19 protein-coding genes are annotated in these 20,056 nt (G+C 75.3%); 10 read left to right on the forward strand and 9 right to left on the reverse strand.

The window, feature by feature from the left end; translation table 11 throughout:
- The 5 genes from VER05_RS02905 to VER05_RS02925 all read right to left on the reverse strand — a co-directional run.
- A partial coding sequence (locus tag VER05_RS02905) for a DUF779 domain-containing protein (protein WP_324843897.1) occupies positions 1–187 on the reverse strand: 187 nt, incomplete at its 3' end.
- Between the two features lie 53 nt (positions 188–240).
- Entirely contained in the window at positions 241–1,764 is a 1,524-nt protein-coding gene (locus VER05_RS02910; RefSeq protein WP_324843898.1) for an aldehyde dehydrogenase family protein, read from the reverse strand.
- Between the two features lie 143 nt (positions 1,765–1,907).
- Positions 1,908–2,117 carry a hypothetical protein gene (locus VER05_RS02915; RefSeq protein WP_324843899.1) on the reverse strand — a complete coding sequence of 70 codons (210 nt, stop codon included), beginning with the start codon at positions 2,115–2,117 and terminating at the stop codon, positions 1,908–1,910.
- Positions 2,118–2,119: 2 nt separating this feature from the next.
- Entirely contained in the window at positions 2,120–2,425 is a 306-nt protein-coding gene (locus tag VER05_RS02920; RefSeq protein ID WP_324843900.1) for an ArsR/SmtB family transcription factor, read from the reverse strand.
- Positions 2,426–2,499: 74 nt separating this feature from the next.
- Positions 2,500–3,909, reverse strand: a complete 1,410-nt coding sequence (locus VER05_RS02925; RefSeq protein ID WP_324843902.1) for a transcriptional regulator — start codon at positions 3,907–3,909, stop codon at positions 2,500–2,502.
- Between the two features lie 413 nt (positions 3,910–4,322).
- Between VER05_RS02925 and VER05_RS02930 the strand changes: the two genes are divergently transcribed.
- Entirely contained in the window at positions 4,323–5,468 is a 1,146-nt protein-coding gene (locus VER05_RS02930) for a GNAT family N-acetyltransferase (protein ID WP_324843903.1), read from the forward strand.
- A 161-nt stretch (positions 5,469–5,629) separates the two neighbouring features.
- Complete coding sequence (locus tag VER05_RS02935) at positions 5,630–6,058, forward strand: hypothetical protein (protein ID WP_324843904.1); 429 nt, start codon at positions 5,630–5,632, stop codon at positions 6,056–6,058.
- Between the two features lie 20 nt (positions 6,059–6,078).
- Here the strand turns inward: VER05_RS02935 and VER05_RS02940 are convergent, their stop codons facing one another.
- The gene (locus VER05_RS02940; RefSeq protein WP_324843905.1) at positions 6,079–7,209 is read right to left on the reverse strand and encodes a LuxR C-terminal-related transcriptional regulator; all 1,131 of its coding nucleotides are present in this window, start codon (positions 7,207–7,209) and stop codon (positions 6,079–6,081) included.
- Positions 7,210–7,346: 137 nt separating this feature from the next.
- Between VER05_RS02940 and VER05_RS02945 the strand changes: the two genes are divergently transcribed.
- The gene (locus VER05_RS02945) at positions 7,347–8,741 is read left to right on the forward strand and encodes an FAD-binding oxidoreductase (RefSeq protein ID WP_324843906.1); all 1,395 of its coding nucleotides are present in this window, start codon (positions 7,347–7,349) and stop codon (positions 8,739–8,741) included.
- Between the two features lie 67 nt (positions 8,742–8,808).
- Here the strand turns inward: VER05_RS02945 and VER05_RS02950 are convergent, their stop codons facing one another.
- Entirely contained in the window at positions 8,809–9,243 is a 435-nt protein-coding gene (locus VER05_RS02950) for a DoxX family protein (RefSeq protein WP_414647538.1), read from the reverse strand.
- A gap of 54 nt (positions 9,244–9,297) precedes the next feature.
- Here VER05_RS02950 and VER05_RS02955 point away from each other — a divergent pair, with 54 nt between their 5' ends.
- Positions 9,298–9,567: an acylphosphatase gene (locus VER05_RS02955; RefSeq protein WP_324843908.1), complete on the forward strand. Its 270-nt coding sequence runs from the start codon at positions 9,298–9,300 to the stop codon at positions 9,565–9,567.
- 117 nt (positions 9,568–9,684) lie between these two features.
- On the opposite strand, the gene VER05_RS02960 is transcribed toward VER05_RS02955, so the two are convergent.
- Positions 9,685–10,716, reverse strand: a complete 1,032-nt coding sequence (locus VER05_RS02960; protein WP_324843909.1) for an NAD(P)-dependent alcohol dehydrogenase — start codon at positions 10,714–10,716, stop codon at positions 9,685–9,687.
- A 147-nt stretch (positions 10,717–10,863) separates the two neighbouring features.
- Between VER05_RS02960 and VER05_RS02965 the strand changes: the two genes are divergently transcribed.
- The 4 genes from VER05_RS02965 (at position 10,864) to VER05_RS02980 (ending at position 15,379) form a co-directional block, all read left to right on the forward strand.
- Positions 10,864–11,598, forward strand: coding sequence for an alpha/beta fold hydrolase (locus tag VER05_RS02965; protein WP_324843910.1), 735 nt, complete (start codon positions 10,864–10,866; stop codon positions 11,596–11,598).
- Between the two features lie 65 nt (positions 11,599–11,663).
- Positions 11,664–13,094 (forward strand): ATP-binding protein, encoded by a 1,431-nt coding sequence (locus VER05_RS02970; RefSeq protein WP_324843911.1) that lies wholly within the window; start codon positions 11,664–11,666, stop codon positions 13,092–13,094.
- A 222-nt stretch (positions 13,095–13,316) separates the two neighbouring features.
- A complete protein-coding gene (locus VER05_RS02975; protein ID WP_324843912.1) occupies positions 13,317–14,030 on the forward strand; it encodes a LytTR family DNA-binding domain-containing protein in 714 nt (237 codons plus the stop codon).
- Positions 14,031–14,032: 2 nt separating this feature from the next.
- Entirely contained in the window at positions 14,033–15,379 is a 1,347-nt protein-coding gene (locus VER05_RS02980) for an ATP-binding protein (protein ID WP_324843913.1), read from the forward strand.
- A 36-nt stretch (positions 15,380–15,415) separates the two neighbouring features.
- Here VER05_RS02980 and glf read toward each other — a convergent pair whose 3' ends face one another.
- The gene (gene glf, locus VER05_RS02985) at positions 15,416–16,600 is read right to left on the reverse strand and encodes a UDP-galactopyranose mutase (protein ID WP_324843914.1); all 1,185 of its coding nucleotides are present in this window, start codon (positions 16,598–16,600) and stop codon (positions 15,416–15,418) included.
- Positions 16,601–17,111: 511 nt separating this feature from the next.
- Here glf and VER05_RS02990 point away from each other — a divergent pair.
- Positions 17,112–19,508 carry a glycoside hydrolase family 3 protein gene (locus VER05_RS02990; protein WP_324843915.1) on the forward strand — a complete coding sequence of 799 codons (2,397 nt, stop codon included), beginning with the start codon at positions 17,112–17,114 and terminating at the stop codon, positions 19,506–19,508.
- A gap of 121 nt (positions 19,509–19,629) precedes the next feature.
- Positions 19,630–20,046 carry a hypothetical protein gene (locus VER05_RS02995; protein ID WP_324843916.1) on the forward strand — a complete coding sequence of 139 codons (417 nt, stop codon included), beginning with the start codon at positions 19,630–19,632 and terminating at the stop codon, positions 20,044–20,046.
- Positions 20,047–20,056 lie beyond the last annotated feature (10 nt).

The raw sequence follows: 20,056 nt of genomic DNA on the forward strand, positions 1-20,056 counted from the left end.
CCGCCGCCACGTCGAGGTCGCCCAGGTGGACGTCGGCGTCGCCGGTGAGGAACTCGCCCGCCGGGTAGCACATCGGCGACGACCCGTCGCAGCACCCCCCGGACTGGTGGAACATCAGCTCCCCGTGCTGGTCCCGCAGCCGGCGCAGCATGTCGGCGGCGGCCGGGGTGTGGTCGACCCTGCTCATCGTGCCTCCCTGCCCGTGGGGCCCCGGGCGTGCGGGGCCCCACGGGGTGCCGGTCAGAAGAACCCGAGCTTCTGGCCCGAGTAGGACACCAGCAGGTTCTTGGTCTGCTGGTAGTGGTCGAGCATCATCTTGTGGTTCTCGCGGCCGACGCCCGAGCCCTTGTAGCCGCCGAACGCCGCCGCGGCGGGGTACGCGTGGTAGCAGTTCGTCCAGACGCGGCCGGCCTCGATGTCGCGGCCCGCGCGGTAGGCGATCGCCGACTCCCGGGACCACACGCCGGCGCCCAGGCCGTACAGGGTGTCGTTGGCCGTGTGGATCGCGTCCGAGTAGTCCGAGAACGACGTCACCGCGACGACCGGGCCGAAGATCTCCTCCTGGAAGATCCGCATCGAGTTCTTGCCCTCGAAGATCGTCGGCGTCACGTAGTACCCGCCGGCCAGGTCGCCGTCGAGCTCGGCCCGGGTGCCGCCGGTGAGCACCTTGGCGCCCTCGGCCTTGCCGATGTCGATGTAGGACAGGATCTTCTCGAGCTGGTCGTTGGACGCCTGCGCGCCGATCATCGTCTCGGTGTCGAGCGGGTTGCCCTGCTTGACCGCCTCGGTGCGGGCGATGGCGTCGGCGAGGAAGCCGTCGTAGATCGACTCCTGGATGAGCGCGCGCGACGGGCAGGTGCACACCTCGCCCTGGTTGAGGGCGAACATCGTGAACCCCTCGAGCGCCTTGTCGTAGTAGTCGTCCTTCGCGCGGGCGACGTCCTCGAAGAAGATGTTCGGGCTCTTGCCGCCGAGCTCCAGGGTCACCGGGATGATGTTCTGGCTGGCGTACTGCATGATCAGCCGCCCGGTGGTGGTCTCGCCGGTGAACGCGATCTTCCGGATCCGTGGGCTCGACGCGAGCGGCTTGCCCGCCTCGACGCCGAACCCGTTCACGACGTTGACGACGCCCGGCGGCAGCAGGTCGGCGATCAGCTCCATCAGCAGCAGGATCGACGCCGGGGTCTGCTCGGCGGGCTTCATGACGACGGCGTTGCCGGCGGCCAGCGCGGGCGCGAGCTTCCAGGTGGCCATGAGCAGCGGGAAGTTCCACGGGATGATCTGCCCGACGACGCCCAGCGGCTCGTGGAAGTGGTAGGCGATGGTGTCGGCGTCGATCTCGGAGATCGAGCCCTCCTGCGCCCGGACCGCGCCGGCGAAGTACCGGAAGTGGTCGACGGCCAGCGGCAGGTCGGCGGCCAGCGTCTCGCGGACGGGCTTGCCGTTCTCCCACGTCTCGGCGACGGCCAGCATCTCGAGGTTGTCCTCGATGCGGTCGGCGATCTTGTTGAGGATGACGGCCCGCTCCGTCGCGGACGTCCTCCCCCAGGACCGCGCGGCGCCGTGGGCGGCGTCCAGCGCCCGGTCGACGTCGGCGGCGTCGCCGCGCGCGACCTCGGTGAACGTGCGGCCCGTCACCGGTGACGGGTTCTCGAAGTACCGGCCGGACGCCGGGGCGACGAACTCGCCGCCGATCCAGTGGTCGTAGCGCTCGCGGTAGGTGGCGGGGCTGCCGGGCTGCCCCGGCGCTGCGTAGACGGTCATGTGCGCCCTCCGTGCAGGCTGACCGGCCGTTCCGGGGTGCGGGTGGCGGCCGGGCGCGCCGCCTCGTTGCGGCGCGTGCCCCGGACGCTAGAGCGGGAGGAGTTGCAGGTGCGTTGCACCGCAGGCCGCGGCCCGCGCGGGCGTCAGTTCGGGACCTCGGACAGCGCCCGTTCGATCCGCTCCAGCCGGTGCTCGATCGCGTCCAGGCGCACCAGCACCTCGTGCCGCGACGGGCCCGCGTGGATCTCGGCGATCTTGCGGCGGTTCTTCAGCACGCTGTCGGTGACCGACGCCAGGCTGCCGAACGCGATCGCGCCCAGCACGATCCACGCGAACCACGGGATGCTCTCCATGCTCAGGGCCCTTCCTCCGGGGTCTGGGCGATCGCCGCGGCGACGATCGCGGGGGTGACGCGCAGGTCGAACGGGACGACCTCGTAGTGCCGCAGCGCCTTGCCGTCGGGCGAGACGCTGTGGTGGCTGACGACCAGGCCGGCCTGCTCCAGCTTGGTGAGGTGGCCGTAGAGCAGCGGGCGCGACATGCCCACCCGGCGGGCGAGCTCGCTGACGTGCACGCTCTCCTGCCCGAGCTCCGCGAGCACGCGCAGACGCTGCGGGCTCGCGAGCGCACCCAGCGCCTGCACCAGCTCGTCCACCGTCATGACCGACCTCCACGTGTCACCAACAAGTTACACGTGAAACCACGAGCCCGTCCAGGGCGGTGCCGCCGCCGGCGTCAGCGCCAGGGGTGCCGCGCGGGCCCGGTGCCCAGCCGGCGCACGAGCAGGTCCAGCCGCCCCGCCGCCCGGGCGTGCGCGGCGGACCCCGGCGCGGTTACGGCGACGAGCCGCTCCCAGGCCTGCCAGTCCTCGGCGCCCTCCTCCCGGTCCAGCCAGCGCTCCAGGACGACGGGGTCGGTCGCGTGCAGCGCGGCGGCCCGGACGTCGGAGGCCAGCGCGTCCCGCACCTGCTCGACGCCGGGCGCGCGCGACCGCGGCAGCACCGGCCCGGCGTACCGGTCGAGCGCGGCGCGCACGTCGCCCGTGGCCAGCGCCTCCCGGACCCCGGCGACGTCCGTGCCGAGCGTGACGGCGAGCCGGTACGGCCGGGACCGGTCGACCAGCGGACCGGCGACGCGGCGCAGCCGGGACACCTCCGCGCGCACCGCGACGTCGGACATCGTGCCGGGGTGCAGCAGCACGGCGAGCTCGTCCGCGTGCAGGCCGCGCGGGTGCTCGGCGAGCAGGAGCAGCAGCTCCGCGTGCCGGAGGGACAGGGCGCGCGCCCCGGTGCCGGGGGCGTGCAGGACGCCGGATCCGGGGCGGAGCACCTCGAGCCGGGCGGCGGGGGTCGCGGTCCCGGTCGCCCCGTCCGGCCCGGGGCGGGTCGGCTCCCCGGCGTGGAGCGACCCGCCGGCGGGCGCCCCGGGGTCCGGCCCACGCGCGGCGGGCCACCCGGCGCCGCCCGCCGGGCCCGGCCCGCGCGCCAGCGACCGCGCCCGCAGGTCCGCCTCCACCGCCGCGGCGGTCGCGCGCACCAGCGACAGCATGAGCGCCGACGCCGCCGCGTCCCGCCCCGTCACGTCGAGCGCTCCGAGCGGCCGCCCGGCCGGGTCCCGGAGCACCGCGGCGGTGCAGCTCCACGGCTGGACCGCCCGCGTGAAGTGCTCCGCGCCCAGCACCTGGACGTCGTGCCCGGTGGCCAGCGCGGTGCCCGGCGCGTTCGTGCCGGCGTGCGCCTCGTCCCACGCCGCGCCCTCGACGAACCCGACGCCCTCGACGGCCCGCCGCACCCGGGCGTCGCCCGCGACCCACAGCAGCCGGCCGTCGGCGTCGGTGAGCGCGACGAGGAACCCCTCGGTGAGGGCCGCGTCGAGCAGCAGCCCGCGCACGACCGGGAGCGCGTGCCGCAGCGGGTGCTCGGACCGGTGGGCGCGCAGGTCGGCGTCGGTCAGCGCGACGGGCGGCGCCGGGCGCTCCGGGTCGACGCCGCTGCGCAGGCTGCGCCGCCAGGAGTCGGCGACGAGGGACCGGACGCCCGCGACCGTCCCGGTGCTGAGGAACCGCTCGTGCGCGACGTGCAGGGCGCGGCGGCGCGCGGGGGAGCGCGCGTCGGGGCGGAGCAGGTCAGGTTCCTCGCCCGGCACGGCCCACCCCCTCGACGTCGTCGTCGCGGGGTCAGTGTGGCGCGCGCGGCGGCGGCGCGCCAGGGTGCGGGGACCGCGGTGCGGCGCGCCGCCGGGTGCGCCGACCGCGGTGGTTCCCGCCGAGCGCGGCCGCGGGAGCCGCCGCGCTCGGCGCGCGCTGGTCCGACCGGGTGTCCGCCGTTCGGGGGAACGCGCTTCCCTCGCGGCGTCGTCCGCGGGTCGCCGCCGGGCCGGTCGCACGCGCGCTGAGCAGCGCGGTCGCGTCCGCGCCTCGGTCCCGGGTCGCGGGCGCGGCGATCCCGGCCGAACGGTCGCCATTCGGATCACCCGCGAAAGCACACAAAACGGGACAAACCCGCTCCTACGCTCGCGCTCGGACATGCCCGCGCCGGGCGTGCCAGGGGGAGGACATCGTGCGGACCCGGCTGCTCGCGCTCGCCGACGTGACCGACGCGGAGAGCGAGGCCTGGCACCGCCTGGCCGACCACGCCGCCGAGCCGAACGTCTACCTCGACCCGCGGTTCCTGCTCCCGGCGCGCGACCGGGGACGGGCCGCCGCCGACCTCCGGCTGCTCGTCGTGGAGGACGGCGGCGCGTGGCTGGCGGCGCTCGCGGTGACGACCAAGCCGTTCGCCCCGCGGCTCCCGCTGCGCGCGGCGACGACCGGCGGGTCGTTCATGACCGGTCACGCCGACCGGCACCACCCGCTGCTGCGCGCCGGGCGCGAGGTCGACGCGCTGCGCGCGATGCTGCGGGGGGCGCGGTCCGCCGGGCTGCCGGGGCTGCTCCAGCTGCAGCACGTGCCGCTCGGCGGGCCGGTGGAGCGGGCGCTCGCCGAGATCGCGGCGGCCGACGGCACGGCGGTGCTGGAGCGCCGGCGGCAGGTCGCGGCGTTCGCGCCGCGGGCGGACGTCGCGGTGCCGGAGGTGCCCGAGGGCCCCGGGCCGGTCGTCGACCCGCCGCTCGCCTGGGACCACATGGCCACCGACGAGCGGCGGAACATGCGCCGCGGCGTCCGGGGGCTCGCGCGCGAGGCGGGCGGCCCGCTGGAGCTGCACGACGTCACGGACGACCCGCGCGCCGACGACGACTTCGTCGCGCTGCAGGCGGCCGGGTGGAAGGGGGACGCGGGCCGCGGCGGCGCGGCGCTCGCGCTGGACCCGGTCGCGGAGCGGTGGTTCCGCGCGGTCGTCGGCGGGTTCCGCCGGGACAAGGACCTCCGGGTGGTCCGGCTCGCCGCGGGCGGCGCGACGCTCTGGACCGGGTACGCGCTGCGCTCGGGCTCGGCGTGGTTCGGGTTCCTCGACGCGTACGCCGAGGCGCACCGGCGGTACAGCCCCGGGTCGGTGGGCCGGGTGGCGAGCATGACGTACCTGCTCGCGACGACGGACGCGCCGTTCTTCGACCCGGCGTTCGACGCCCGGTACGCGACCGGCGCCCGGATCTTCCCGTCGAGCCGCACGCACGTCGACCTGCTCGTCGCGACCGGCGGCCCGGCGGCGCGCGGGGTGCTGCGCGCGGTCCCCGCGGCCCGCCGCCTCGGCCTGGTCCCGGACTGACGGGCGCCGGGGTCCGCGCGAGTTCGCCGGTTGCGCGCGAGTTCGCCGGTTGCGCAGCCGTCCCGGGCGCGGAACCGGCGAACTCGGCCGCCGCGCCCGCCGCGCCCGCCGCGCCCGCCCGCCGCGCCCGCCCGCGGGACCGCGCATGGGACGCTGAGCGGGTGAGACTCCGCCGCCCCACGGTCGCCGCCGACGTGCCCGCCGGCTTCCACGCCGCCGAGGCCCGCGCCCTCCAGGTCGCCCTCGTGGGCGTGCTGTCGGCCGTCGAGCGCGCCGCGGACGCGCCGGTGCCGGTCGACGTCGCCTTCGAGGCGGGCCGGGACGCCGCGGTCGTCGTGCTGTGCCGGAACCGGGTGGTCGGCTTCGTGCCCGAGCCGCACGCCGCCGGCCTGCGCGCACAGGTGCAGGCGGCCGGCCGGCGCGCGCGCCTCGTGGCCCCGGGCCGGGTCGTCCGGGACGGCGGCCTGTGGCGGGTGTGGGTCGGCGCCGCGCCCGAGGGCGGCGTGCCGCCGGCGCCCGACGGGCTCGACACGCTGCCCGAGCCGCAGCCCACGATCCTCGGCGTCCCGCTGCGCCGCGACGGGTCCTGACGACCGCCGCGCGCCCCGCCTCACGCCCCCGCGAAGAACCCGCCCGGCGCGATCCGGTCGCCGAGCCGCGGCGCGTAGTGGTCGAAGAACACCCGCGCGACGAGCTCCCGCCGGCTGCCGACGCCCGCCTTCTCGAACACCGCCTTGAGGTGGTCCTGCACCGTCCACGGCGACAGGTGCAGCGCGCGCCCGATCTCCTGCGTGCTCTCGCCCTGCAGCACGGCGGCGACGACCTCCTGCTCCCGGCCGGTCAGCCCGAGCGCGGCGACGACCAGCGGCACGATCTCCGGCGGGCGCGCCTCCTCGATCGTCACCACGACCTGCCGCGGGCTGCCGTCCGGCCCGGTGAGTGGCGCGGCGTGCACCACGAGCCACTCGCCCGCGGGGGTGCGCACCCGCAGCCGGGGCACGGTGCCGAGCCGCCCCTCGCCGAGCGCCCGCGCCGCGGCGGTGATCGCGGCGACCGGGTTGGGCAGCGCGCCCCAGCCCGACCCGCCGAGCTCCGCCAGCCGCGCCTCCGCGGCGGGGCTGAGCCGGCTCACCGAGTCGTCGGGCTCGACGACGAGCACCGCGGGCCCGGGCACCGGCGTCGCGCCGGCCCCTTCGGCCCCGGGCGCCGGCACCGCCGTGACCAGGCCCGCGCGCACCCCCAGCGCGATCGTGCGGGACACCCGCCCCAGGAAGTCCGCCTCCGCGGGGCTGAACCCGCCGGCGGCCCCGCTGCGGTACAGGGCGACGGCGGCCCACGGCGTCCCGTCCGCCAGCGCGGTCGCGCGCATCTCGTGGTCGAGCGCCCAGTGCGGGACGAACACGTCGCGGTGCCGGCTGCTCCGGCGCGGGTCGCCCCCGGTGTCGTCGGCGAGGATGCCCACCGGGCGCTCCCGCCGGGCGAGCGCGAGGAACAGGTTGACCTCGTCGGTCACGTACTCGTGCCGCAGGAACTCCGCGTCCATCTCGTCGCCGAGGTTCCGCTTGACCGACCCGGTCAGCAGGCCGGTGTCGGGGTCGACCGGACCGATGCACGCCGCGTCGTAGGGCACGGCCGCGCCCAGCAGCTCGGTCGCCTCCTCGGCGAACGCGTGCCACTCCAGCCCGGACCGGGCCAGGGCCTCGAGCCCGCGCTGCACGGGTTCCGTCCGGAGCGTCGTCATGCTCCCGATGGTGCTCCTGTCCGGATCGTCCGGAAAGACCTATTTTCCCGGCGTCGGCCGGGTGTGGGAGGACCGGCCCGCGACCACCCAGGTTCCTGGGATACCGCGGCTCCGGCGGTGCCGGGACGCTCGTCGGCATGGTCACGGAGATCACGGCCCCCGAGCCGCTCGGCACCACGCTCCTCGACGAGCTCCGCGCCGCCGTCACCGGCGCCGTGCTCGACCCCGGCGACCCCGAGTGGGACGTCGCACGCCTGCCGTGGAACCGGCTGGTCGACCAGCAGCCCCTCGCCCTCGTCGTCGCGGCCGACGCGGCGGACGTCGCGGCCACCGTGCGCTGGGCCGCCCGCAACGGCGTCACCGTCAGCGCGCAGCCGAACGGCCACGGCGCCAGCGCGGCCCTCGACGGCACCGTCGTCGTGCGGACGGCCGCGCTCGGCGACATCTGGGTGGACGCGGACGCCCGCGTGGCCCGGGTCGGCGCCGGGGTGAGGTGGGGCGACCTGCAGACCGCGCTCGACGGGACCGGGCTGACCGCGCTCATCGGGTCGAACCCCGACGTCACCGTGGTCGGCTACAGCCTGAGCGGCGGGCTGTCCTGGTTCAGCCGCGCGTACGGCCCCGGCGCCGCGTCGATCCGCGCGGCCGAGGTCGTCGACGCCTCCGGCGCGCTGCGCTGGGTCCGGTCGGACGACCCCGCGGACGCCGACCTGCTGTGGGCGCTGCGCGGGGGCGGCGGCGAGTTCGCGCTGGTCACCGCGCTCGAGATCGAGCTGCACCCGGCGCCGCGGATCTACGGCGGCCTGCTCGGCTACCCGGCCGAGGCGGCGGGGCCGGTGCTCCGCGCGTTCCTGGACGTCACCCGGTCCGCGCCGGAGGAGCTGACGGCGTGGTTCACGCTCATGCACCTCCCGGACGCGCCGTTCATCCCGGCGGAGCTCCGCGGGCTGTCGCTCGCGGTGGTCACGGCGACGTACCTGGGCGACGCGGAGGCGGGCGAGCGGCTGCTCGCGCCGCTGCGCGCCGCCGGGCCGGTGCTGCGGGACACGTTCCGGGTCGTCGCGCCGGGGGAGGTCGGGCTGCTCGCCGAGGAGCCCGTCGACCCGGTGCCGGCCGTGCTCGCCGGCACCCGGCTGCACGGCTTCGACGACGACGCGGTCGACGAGCTGCTCCGGGTCGCCGGCGCGGGCAGCGGCACCCCGCTGCTCCAGGTGCAGCTCCGGCACGTCGGCGGCGCGCTGGCCCGGGAGCGGGTGCCGGCCGCGGCCGGCACCGCCGACGAGCCGTACCTGCTCACCGGCCTCACGATCGTCCCGAGCCCGGACCTGGCGCCGCTGGTGTCCGCCGCCCTGGACCAGCTGTTCACGACGTTCGCGCCGTGGAGCACCGGGACGGCGCCGCTCACGTTCCTCGACCGGGACGAGTCGATCCGGCGGGCCTACCCGGCCGCGACGGTCGACCGGCTGCGGGCGGTCAAGGCCGCGGTCGACCCCACCGGGATCTTCCGGGGCAACCGCCCGGTCGACGGCTGACGCGCACGGCGCGCGGGCCGGTCTCCCGCAGGGGGGCGGACCGGCGCGCGCGCCCGCGCGTCCGAGGTCAGCGGCCCGCCGACCACGCCCAGCGGATCAGCGGCCACTGCAGCGGCAGTCGGGCCAGCGTGACGGCCGCGCGCGCGCCGGCGCCGCGGGTCCGGTGCCGCCCGAGGCCGCGGACGCCGTCGACCGCCATCTGCACGTTCGCCGGGAAGACGGCGGCGAGCAGCGCCGCGCTCGCGGGCCCGGCCGCGCGCCGGGTCGCGGGGACGGCGAGCCCGGCGGCGCACGCGAGCTCCGCGACGCCGGACGCGAGGACCAGGTCGCGCGGCCGGGGGAGGGCCCGCGGCACGGCGGGCTCGAACACCCCCGGTCGGGCCAGGTGCACGACGCCGGAGACGAGGAAGGCGGCGGCGACGACCCGGGCGCCCCGGGTCAGCGGGCGGGCGGGGGCCGGCGCGGCGGCGTGCGGCGCGGCGTGCGGCAGGCGGCGGGTCACCCGGCCCATCCTCGCCGGGTGCGCCCCCGCGGGCACCCGGGCCACACTGGGGCGATGACCGCGCGGCGCTGGGTGGTGCACGGACAGGTGCAGGGGGTCGGCTTCCGGGCGTCGATGGCCGCGGAGGCCCGGCGGCTCGGCGTCGCCGGCTGGGTGCGGAACCGCGCCGACGGGACGGTGGAGGCGCTGGCCGAGGGCCCGGCCGACGCGGTGGCGGCGCTCGCGGCCTGGGCGCGCGAGGGCCCGCGGTTCGCCGAGGTGGCGCGGATCGAGGAGCACGACGCGGCCCCGGAGGGCGGGACGGGCTTCACGATCGCGGGCTGAGCGCCGGGTGCTCGCCCGGTCGCCGCGGCGCCGAGATCGGTGGTCGCGCCCGAGATCGGTGCCCGCAGCCACCGATCTCGGGCCGGGGCACCGATCTCGGCGATCGGCGCGCGGGCGTCAGGCGCCCGGGACGATGACGGCGCGGCCGCGGACCTGGCCGGCGTGCAGCCGCTCGTACGCCTCCGGCGCCTGGTCGAGCGTGAACTCCTCGACGTGGATGGTGATCGCGCCGCGCTTCGCGAGCTCGACGACCTCCATCAGCTCCGTGCGCGAGCCCCAGTTGATCGCGCGGCCGTTGACGTCGAGCGGCACGGTGGTCTGGCCGATCCGGACGGCGCCGGACGCGACGCCCACGACCACGACGTCGCCGCCGACGCGGACCATGCCGCCGGCCAGGTCGGCGGTCGGCTGGATGCCGACGAAGTCGAGCACGACGTCCGCGCCGAGGCCGCGGGTCAGGCCCTTGACCGAGTCGACGGCGTCGGTGTTCGACAGGAACGCGTGGTCGGCGCCGACCTCGCGCGCGAACGCCAGCTTGTCCTCGGCGACGTCCAGCACGACGACGGTGCTCTGGGTCAGCGCCTTGAGGATCTGGATCGCGACGTGGCCGAGGCCGCCCGAGCCGATGACGACGGCGGTGGTGCCCGGGGTCAGGCGGGGGAGCGCCGACTTCACGGCGCGGTACGGGGTGAGCCCCGCGTCGGTGAGCGAGACGTTGCGCACCGGGTCCAGGTCGCCGAGCGGCACGAGGTGCCGGGCGTCGTCGACGACCATGTACTCCGCCATGCCGCCGTCGGTGAAGATGCCGGGGGCGCGCATGCCCTGCTCGCAGTTCTGCTCCTCGCCGGACGCGCACGCGTAGCAGCGCCCGCAGCCCCACGGGCCGTAGACCAGGACGCTCTCGCCGACCTCGACGCCGTGCACGCCGGCGCCGACCTCCTCGACGACGCCCGCGACCTCGTGGCCGAGCGTGAGGGGCAGCGGCTTGAAGGCGTAGTCCTCGGCGGAGGCGCCCATGATGAACTCGTCCGAGTGGCAGGCGCCGGCGGCGGTGACGCGCAGCAGCACCTCCGACGGGCCGGGGGTGGGCCTGTCGACGTCGACCAGCTCGGGGCGGGCGCCGATCTCGCGGTACTGCAGGGCCTTCATGGGGGCGACCTCTTCCTCCGGGACGACCCCCGGATCGGTGGTGGATGCAGCCACCATACGCTTGAAGTGTCAACTACCGAGCGGTCGGCTTCGAGGCCACCAGGCCGCACCGTCGCGTGTGTCGGAGGTCACGTCTACGGTCGGAGCATGAACGTCGTCCTGATCCCGGGTTTCTGGCTCGACGCGTCCTCCTGGGCGCCGGTCTCCGCGGCGCTCACCGCCGCCGGGCACGCGCCGCACGCCGTCACGCCCCTCGGGGCCGGCGGCGCGGCGGACGAGGTCGCCGGCATCACGCTGGCCGACCAGGCGGCCGCGGTCGCCGAGCTGATCGACGGCATGGACGGCCCGTTCGTGGTCGTCGGCCACAGCGGCGGGGGCGCGGTCGCGCACGCCGTGGCCGACCTGCGCCCGGACCGGGTCGAGCAGGTGATCTACGTCGACAGCGGCCCGCTCGGCGAGGGCGGGGTCGTCAACGACGAGCTGCCGGTGGTCGACGGCGTCGTGCCGCTGCCGGACTGGGGCGTGTTCGAGGAGGAGGAGCTCGAGGGCCTGACGGACGAGATCCGCGCCGACTTCCGCGCCCGCGCCGTGTCCGTGCCGCCGCTCGTCGCGAACGGCGCGCAGCGCCTGCACGACGAGCGGCGGTACGAGGTCCCGGTCACCCTCATCACGTCGACCATGCCCGAGGCGGTGCTGCGCGACCTCATCGCGAAGGACCACCCCTACGTCCGCGAGCTCGCGCGGATCCGGGACGTCACGGTCGTCGAGCTGCCCACCGGGCACTGGCCGCAGCTCAGCCGCCCGGACGACCTGGCCGCGGCCGTCGTCGCGGCGGTGCAGGGCGAGGCGGACGCGGAGGAGGCCATGGCCGTCCCGACCTGAGTTTGCTATGGTCGACTTTAGTAAAGTCAAGCATAGTAAAGTCGCCCACAGTCAGGAGCGCGGCGATGGGCTTCGTCGGGCGGGAGCGCGAGCTGGGTGAGCTCGAGCGGCGGCTCGCCGTGGTCCGGTCCGGCAGCCGGGCCGACGCCGGCGTGGCCGTCCTCGTGCGGGGCCGCCGGCGCGTCGGCAAGTCCCGGCTCGTGGCGGAGCTCGTGGAGCGCTCGGGCCTGCCGTCGGTGACCTTCCAGGCCGCCCGCGGGGCGCCCGTGCCCCAGGAGCTGGCGCTGCTCGCGGATGCCGTCGCCGACTCCGACCTGCCGGGCGCCGACGTCGCGCGCGGATCCACGCCGACGACGCTGACGGCCGCGCTCACCCTGCTCGCCGCCGCCCTGCCCGACGACGCGCCGAGCGTGGTGGTGCTGGACGAGATCCCGTGGCTGCTCGAGCAGGTCGAGGGCGGGGCCGGGGAGCTGCAGCGCGTCTGGGACGCGCGGTTGTCCCGCAAGCCCGTGCTGCTCCTGCTCGTGGGCTCGGACCTCGCGATGATGGAGCGGCTGACCGCGCCCGACCAGCCCTTCTACGCCCGGGGCACCGAGCTCGTCCTCGACCCGCTCAGCCCCGGGGAGGTCGCGGCGATGACCGGGCTCGGTGGTGGGGCCGCGTTCGACGCCTACCTGATCACCGGGGGCCTCCCGCTCGTCGCGCAGGAGTGGGAGCCGGGGGAGCAGGCAGCCGACTTCCTGCGGACGTCGCTGGCGTCGTCCACCAGCGCGCTCGTGGTGTCCGGGACCCGCGTGCTGGACGCCGAGTTCGGGGAGGTCTCGCTGGCGCGGCGGGTCCTCACCGCGATCGGCGGGCACGGCGAGCGCACCTTCGGCGGGATCCAGGGGGCGGCGCGCGGCGGCCCCCTCAACGCGGCCAGCCTGACGGCCACGCTCCGCGCGCTGGTCGACAAGCGCGTGGTGGCCGTGGACGAGCCGCTGTCCTCGACCTCCGCCCCGCGGAACCGGCGGTACCGGATCGCCGACCCCGCGCTCCGGTTCTGGCTCGCGTTCGTGGAGCCCGCGCTCGGCGAGGTGGACCGCGCGCGGCCGGACCTGGCCCTGGCCCGGATCGACCGCGGCTTCGCGGCGTGGCGGGGGCGCGCGGTGGAGCCGGTGGTGCGGGCCGCGCTGCACCGGCTGCTGCCCGACGCGGGTTACCCGGACGTGTCCGCCGTCGGCGGCTGGTGGCCGCGGAGCAACGTGCCGGAGATCGACGTCGTGGGTGCGGCCGGGGCACCCGGGCCCGTCCGGCTGGTGGGGACCGTGAAGTGGCGCGTCGGCACCCCGCTGCGCGCGAGCGAGGTGGACTCGCTGGCCGACGACGCCGTCGCGGTGCCCGGCGTGACCGCCGCGACGCCGCTCGTCGGGGTGTGCCCCGCGGGCGTCGAGCCGGGGACGCCGTTGGCGGCGTGCTGGACCGCCGACGACCTGCTGGCCGCCTGGCCGGCGTGACCGCGCCGGCGCCCCCTCCGGCGCGATGCGCCCGATCGGACCCGCCGACCCACCCTCCCGCCAGCGTGGATGACATGTCAGGCGCGCGTCACCTACCATCGGCCGCGACCCGCCGGAGCCGCGGGCCGCGACAGGGGACCGCGGCACGCCACGCCGCTCCGGGGCGGGCGGATGGGCCCGCGTGGGTGCGGGCGAGGCAGGCGGACCCCGGAGAACGGCACCGTGATCAGGATCGGCATCGTCGAGGACGACGCGGCGAGCGCCGCGCTGCTCGTCGACCACCTCGCGCGGTACGAGCGCGACCACGGCGAGCAGTTCCAGGTCACCCGGTTCAGCGACGGCGCGCACGTGGTCGCCGGCTACCGGCCGGTGTTCGACATCCTGCTGCTCGACGTGGAGATGCCCGAGCTCGACGGGTTCAGCGCCGCCGAGCGGATCCGCCAGGTCGACCGGGACGTCGTCATCGTGTTCATCACGAACATGACCCAGTACGCGATCAAGGGCTACGAGGTCGACGCGCTGAGCTACGTCCTCAAGCCCGTGCCGTACTTCGCGTTCTCGCAGGAGATCAAGCGGTCGATCGCCCGGCTGCGCCGCCGCTCGGCGGACTACCTCCTGCTGACCGTCGACGGCGGCCTGGTGCGGGTCGCGACCGACGACATCGTGTTCCTGGAGTCGGCCAAGCACCGCACGACGGTGCACACGGTCGACGGCCGGTACTCGGTGGTCGGCCCGCTGAAGTCGCTGGAGGCGGAGCTGGAGGGCAAGAGCTTCTTCCGCAGCAACAGCGGCTACCTCGTGAACCTGCGGCACGTGCTCGGCGTCCAGGGCAGCAGCGCGCTGATGGTCGGCGGGCACGACCTGCTGATCAGCCGCCCGCGCAAGAAGGCGTTCCTCGCGGCGCTCACCGACTACCTCGGGGCGCGGCACGCGTGATCATGGAGACGCTCCCGGACATCCCGCGGGTCCTCACGGGCATCGCGGAGTGGGCGGCGTGCCTGCTGTACGTGCTGCTCCGCCGCCGGCGGCTGCCGGTCCGCCGCCTGGTCCCCGTCGCCGCGGTCGCGCTGGGGGTGCTGGTCGCGGTGCAGGAGCTCGCCGACCAGCTGCCGCTCGCGCTGTGGTCGCTGGGCATGGCGGCCGCGGTGGCGGCGATGTTCGCGTTCATCGTGACGGCCGCGCGCGTCTCGGCGCGGGACGCCGGGTACTTCGCGGCCCGCGCCCTGGTGCTCGCGGAGCTGGTCGCGGCGCTGCACTGGCAGATGCACTGCTTCTTCTTCCTGCCCGCGGGGCGCCCCGGGCTGGGGTGGCAGGTCGCGTTCGGCGTGGTCATGTACGCCGCGTCGTTCGTCCTGGTGTACCTGATCGAGACCCGGCACTTCCGGCCGGCGCAGCCGCTCGAGGTGTCGTACGGCGAGCTCGCGTCGGCGGTGGCGATCGCGCTGGTCACGTTCTTCATGAGCAACATCAGCTTCCTCAACGCGAACACGCCGTTCAGCGGGCGGCTCGGGCTGGAGATCTTCTACATCCGCACGCTGGTCGACCTGTGCGGGTTCGTCGCGCTGTACGCGCAGCAGGGGCAGCGGCTCCAGCTCCGGGCGCGCGCGGACGTCAAGGCCGTCGACGAGATGCTGCGCCGGCAGCACGAGCAGTACCTGCAGTCCAAGCGCAGCATCGAGGTCGTCGACCGGAAGTACCACGACCTCAAGCACCAGATCGCGGTGATCCGCTCGGAGGGCGACGAGGGCAAGCGCGCGTCCTACCTGGACGACCTGGAGGCCAGCGTCTCGGGCTACGCCGCGCAGGCGCGCACCGGCAACGGGGTGCTCGACGTCATCCTCACGTCCAAGAGCCTCGAGTGCGCCGAGAAGGGCGTCGACCTCACGTACGTGGCGGACGGGGCGACGATCGACTTCATGTCGGCGATGGACGTGTCGGCGGTGTTCGGCAACGCGCTCGACAACGCGATCGACGCGGTGATGGCCGTGCCCGAGCCCGAGAAGCGGCTGATCAAGGTCGCGCTGTACGCGACGGGCGGGTTCGTGCTCGCGACGTTCGAGAACTACTTCGCCGGCACGCTGCGGACCGAGGACGGGGCCATCGTGACCCGCCGCGCCGACCGCGACCGGCACGGGTACGGCCTGAAGTCGATCCGGTACACGGCCGAGAAGTACGGCGGCTCGATGACGGTCAGCGCCGAGGACAGCTGGTTCGCGCTGCGCATCCTGCTGCCGGTCCCGGCGACCAGCCGCCCGGACGCGGACGCGGACGCCCTGGCCCGCTGACCCCCGGCGGCCCGGCCCGCCGCGGCGCGCGCGGCCTCAGCCCAGCGCCGTCCGCGCCGCCAGCGCCGGCGCCGACCGCTCCAGCACGGCCCCGCTCGTCCACAGCGACAGCGCGGACGCGATCGCCATGTGCATGTCCAGGTACAGGTACGACCCGAGCCGTCCGCCGAAGTGCACGTCCGGCTCGTCCTCGGCGAGGTCGCGGTACGCCCGCAGCCGCTCCCGGTCCTGCGGGGTGGCCACGGGGTAGTACGGCTCGTCGCCGGGCAGCGCGAACCGGGACCGCTCGCGCATGACGACGGTGCGGTCCTGCGCGTGCCGGTCCTCGCGCTCCGGGTGGTAGTGCCGGAACTCGTGCACCCGGGTGTGCGGGACGTCGAGGTCCGCGTAGTTCATGACGCTGGTGCCCTGGAAGTCCCGGACCGGGAGCACCTCGGTCTCCAGGTCCAGCGTGCGCCAGCCGAGCGGCCCGGCGTGCTCGTCGAAGTACCGGTCGACCGGCCCGGTGTACACCACGGGCACCTGGCCGCGGACGGCGGCGCGGCTGAACGGCTGCGCGGCGTCGAAGAAGTCGGTGCCGAGCCGCACGTCGATCCGGGGGTGCGCGGCCATCGCCTCGAACCACGGCCCGTAGCCGCGCGTGGGCAGCCCCTCGTGGGTGTCGGCGAAGTACCGGTTCTCGTAGGTGTACCGGACCGGCAGCCGCGCGATCACCGACGCGGGCAGCTCGCGCGGGTCGGTCTGCCACTGCTTCGCGGTGTAGTCCCGGATGAACGCCTCGTACAGCGGCCGCCCGATGAGGGAGATCGCCTTGTCCTCCAGGTTCGTGGGCTCGCCGCCGGCCAGGCCTTCCGCCGCCTGCTCGGCGACCAGCGCCCGCGCGGCCTCCGGGCCCATGGCGGTGCCGAAGAACTGGTTGAGGGTGCCGAGGTTGATCGGCAGCGGGTACACCGTGCCCGCGTGCGTGGAGTAGACCCGGTGCCGGTAGCCGGTGAACGCGGTGAACCGGCGGACGTACTGCCAGACCCGCTCGTTCGACGTGTGGAAGATGTGCGACCCGTAGCGGTGCACCTCGATCCCGGTCTCCGCGTCGACGCTGCTCCAGGCGTTCCCGCCCAGGTGGTCGCGCCGGTCGATCACCGTGACCGACAGGCCGGCCTCGGCCGCGCGCTCGGCGACCGTCAGGCCGAACAGCCCGGCGCCGACGACGAGCAGGTCCATGCGGGTTCCCTCGGGGACGGGGCCGCGGTGCGGCCGGGTGGCGGGGCGAGCGCCCCGAGTGTAGGGGCCCCGCGCGGCCCCGTGGACGACGGCCGACGACCCGCGCAGGTTGTGCGCCGGAAACGACAGATCGTGCAGGCGGGCGCCTCCCGGGCACCGGCGGGGCGCCGCGTGATCGCGCGTCCGACGATCCCTTCGGCACCCCGCCCGGCGCCCCGGTCAGCGCGCCCGAGGCCGCCCGGATGCACCCCGTCCCGAGACCGCTCCGTGACCCCCCTGTGACCTTGCTGACCGTTTGTGCTCCCGAACCGACAGTCTTTCGACGCCCCGGTCCCGGGCCCCGTCCGCCCTGGTCGACTAGCGCCGCGGCCGCAGGACGAGGACGTCGAGTTCACGGGTCGCGATCGGTTCTCCCCATGCGCTGTGTCGCGCACGGGGACGCCGGCACCGCCCGACGAGGGCGCGGCGCCGGCGGCGCGCGAGCAGAGCCGCGAGATGACAAGGAAGGTCGATGAAGACAACCATCACGGTGCGACGGCGCAACGGCGGGTACGTCAAGGGTGCGGCGGCGGTGGCGGGTCTCGCCCTGTTCGCCCTCACGGCGTGCTCCCCCTCCTCGTCGGACGAGGACACCCAGGCGGGCGACTCCTTCACCACCCGGGAGGTGACCGACGGCAAGACCGAGTTCGTCGTCGTCACGAACCCGGGCGACGGGCCCGTGCTGTCCTACGGCAAGGACAGCGGCGTCGAGCTCCTCACCGAGGAGATCGACGGCAAGGAGTACGCGTTCAAGGACATGAACGGCAACGGCGAGCTCGACGTCTGGGAGGACTGGCGCGAGGCGTCGGCCGACCGCGCGGCGGACCTGGCGCAGCACCTGTCCAAGGAGCAGATCGCCGGGCTCATGCTGTTCAGCTCGCACGAGCGCTCGCCCGCCGACGGCCTCACGGACGCGCAGAAGGAGTACATGTCGGAGTCCCGGCTCCGGAACGTGCTCAACGCGGGCCCGAACGACGTCGAGGCGAACGTCACGTGGTCGAACCAGCTCCAGGAGTACGCCGAGGAGCTGGCGACGGACGACGAGCCGTACGTCCCCGTGAACTTCTCCTCCGACCCGCGGTCCACCGCGGAGAGCGGCGGCAACTACAACGCGTCCGGGGACATCTCGCGCTGGCCCTCGAACCTGGGCCTGGCGGCGACGTTCGACACCGAGACGATGACGACCTTCGCGCAGGCCGTCTCGGCCGAGTACCGCGCGCTGGGCATCGGCACCGCGCTCAGCCCGCAGATCGACCTGGCGACCGAGCCGCGCTGGCTGCGCGTCGACGGCACGTTCGGCGAGAACGTCGAGCTGGCCTCGGCCATGGCGACCGCCTACGTCGACGGCTTCCAGACGACCCCGGGCGCGGACGGCTGGGGCGACGAGTCCGTCAACGCGATGATCAAGCACTGGGCCGGCGACGGCCCGGGCGAGGGCGGCCGCGAGTCGCACACCGAGGCCGGTAAGTACGGCGTCTACCCGGGCGACAACTTCGACGCGCACGCCGAGGTCTTCCTGGGCGCGATGGACTCCGCCGCGGTCATGACGGCGTACTCGATCGCGCTGGGCCCGGACGGCCAGCCGCTCGGCGGCGGCGACCGCATGGGCAGCGCGTACGACTCGTACCGCACCGGCCTGCTGCGGGAGAACTTCACCGGCGTCGTCGTCACCGACTGGGGCGTCACCGCGGGCGGCACCACCGACCCCGAGGCGTTCATCGGCACCTCCTGGGGCGCCGACGACCTGACGGTCGAGGAGCGGCACTACGCGATCCTGCAGAACGGCGTCGACATGTTCGGCGGCAACAACGCGGTGGAGCCGGTGCTCGCGGCGTACGACATGTGGCAGGCGGACTTCGAGGCCGGCGAGAACGACGTCGACGCCCAGACCCGCTTCGAGGAGTCGGGCACCCGGATCCTGAACATGCTGTTCCAGCCGGGCCTGTACGAGAACGCCTACCTGGACCTCGACGAGTCGAAGGACGTCGTCGCGAGCGAGGACAAGCTGGACGCCGGCTACCAGGCGCAGCTCGACTCGGTCGTGATGCTGAAGAACGACGCCGACACCATCGCCGCCGCCGAGGCGGGCGACTGGGCCGACAAGACCGTGTACATCCCGCGCAACTACGACACCGGCCAGGCCGGCCTGTTCGGCCCGGGCGAGTACACCGAGGGCCCCGGCCTGACGGTCGAGATCGCGGAGGAGTACTTCGCGAAGGTCGTCACCGACGAGGCCGTCGAGGACGCGGACGGCAAGGTCACGAGCTACACCGCCCCGGACCTGTCCGACGTCGACCTGGTGCTGGTGGGCATGGACAGCCCGAGCAGCGGCGCCGTGTTCGCCAACTCCGGCCACGACGAGACGACGGGTGAGTGGTACCCGCTGTCCCTGCAGTACCGCCCCTACACGGCCGACGGCGCGAACGTGCGCCAGGTCTCCCTCTCGGGCGACATCCTGGCCGACGGCACGCAGGAGAACCGGTCCTACTTCGGCAAGACCTCGCGCACCTCGAACGAGTCGGACCTCGACGCCTTCGAGCGCGCCGTGGCCGCCGTCGAGGCGTCCGGCAAGGACATCCCGGTCATCACGGTCCTCAAGGCCAAGAACCCGACCGTCCCGGCCGAGTTCGAGGCGAAGTCCGACGCGATCCTGGTCGGCTTCGGGGTCAGCGACCAGGCGCTCATCGAGACCGCGATCGGCCTCAACGAGCCGCAGGGCCGCCTGCCGATCGGCTTCCCGGCGTCCATGGACGCGGTGGAGGCCCAGCTGGAGGACGTCCAGGAGGACACCGAGCCGTACGTCGACTCGGCCGGCAACTCCTACCTGTTCGGCTTCGGCCTGAACTACGCGGGCCCGATCGAGGGCTGACGCACCCACCGCCCGCGCGGGCGGCCGGCAGCGCGCCGGCCGCCCGCGCAGGCGGACCCGCCGCCAGGCGGACCCGGTCGCGGGGTGGGCCCGTGACCAGCACTCACCAAGGAGCACAGAAGTGAAGCGCAACAAGGCCCTGACCTCCGCCCTCGGCGTCGTGGTCGCCCTCACCGGCGTCTTCGGCCTCACCGCCTGCGGCAGCGACGACAGCGGCAGCGGCGGCTCGTCCGCCGGCGAGCAGGCGGCGTCGGAGTCCGACATCGCGGAGGACCTGGAGAACGCCCGCACCGCCGTCGCCGACGCGCTGGCCGAGGACGACTCCTGGGCCCAGATCATGCTCGCGAGCGACGTCACGGCCCCGACCGTGAAGTACGGCCTGCTCGTGGTGCCCTACACCTCCTCGGAGGCGGCGTCCCGCATCCAGGGGACCGTCAACATCGACGGCGGCAAGTACACGATCGACGGGGACTCGGCCGAGACCGGCCAGACCTGGCAGATCGACCAGGACGGCACCATCACCGAGGTGACGGAGTAGTCGTCCCGCA

Origin of the sequence: Cellulomonas sp. (assembly GCF_035634735.1) — a bacterium.
In the GTDB taxonomy this organism is placed as follows: Bacteria; Actinomycetota; Actinomycetes; order Actinomycetales; family Cellulomonadaceae; genus Cellulomonas.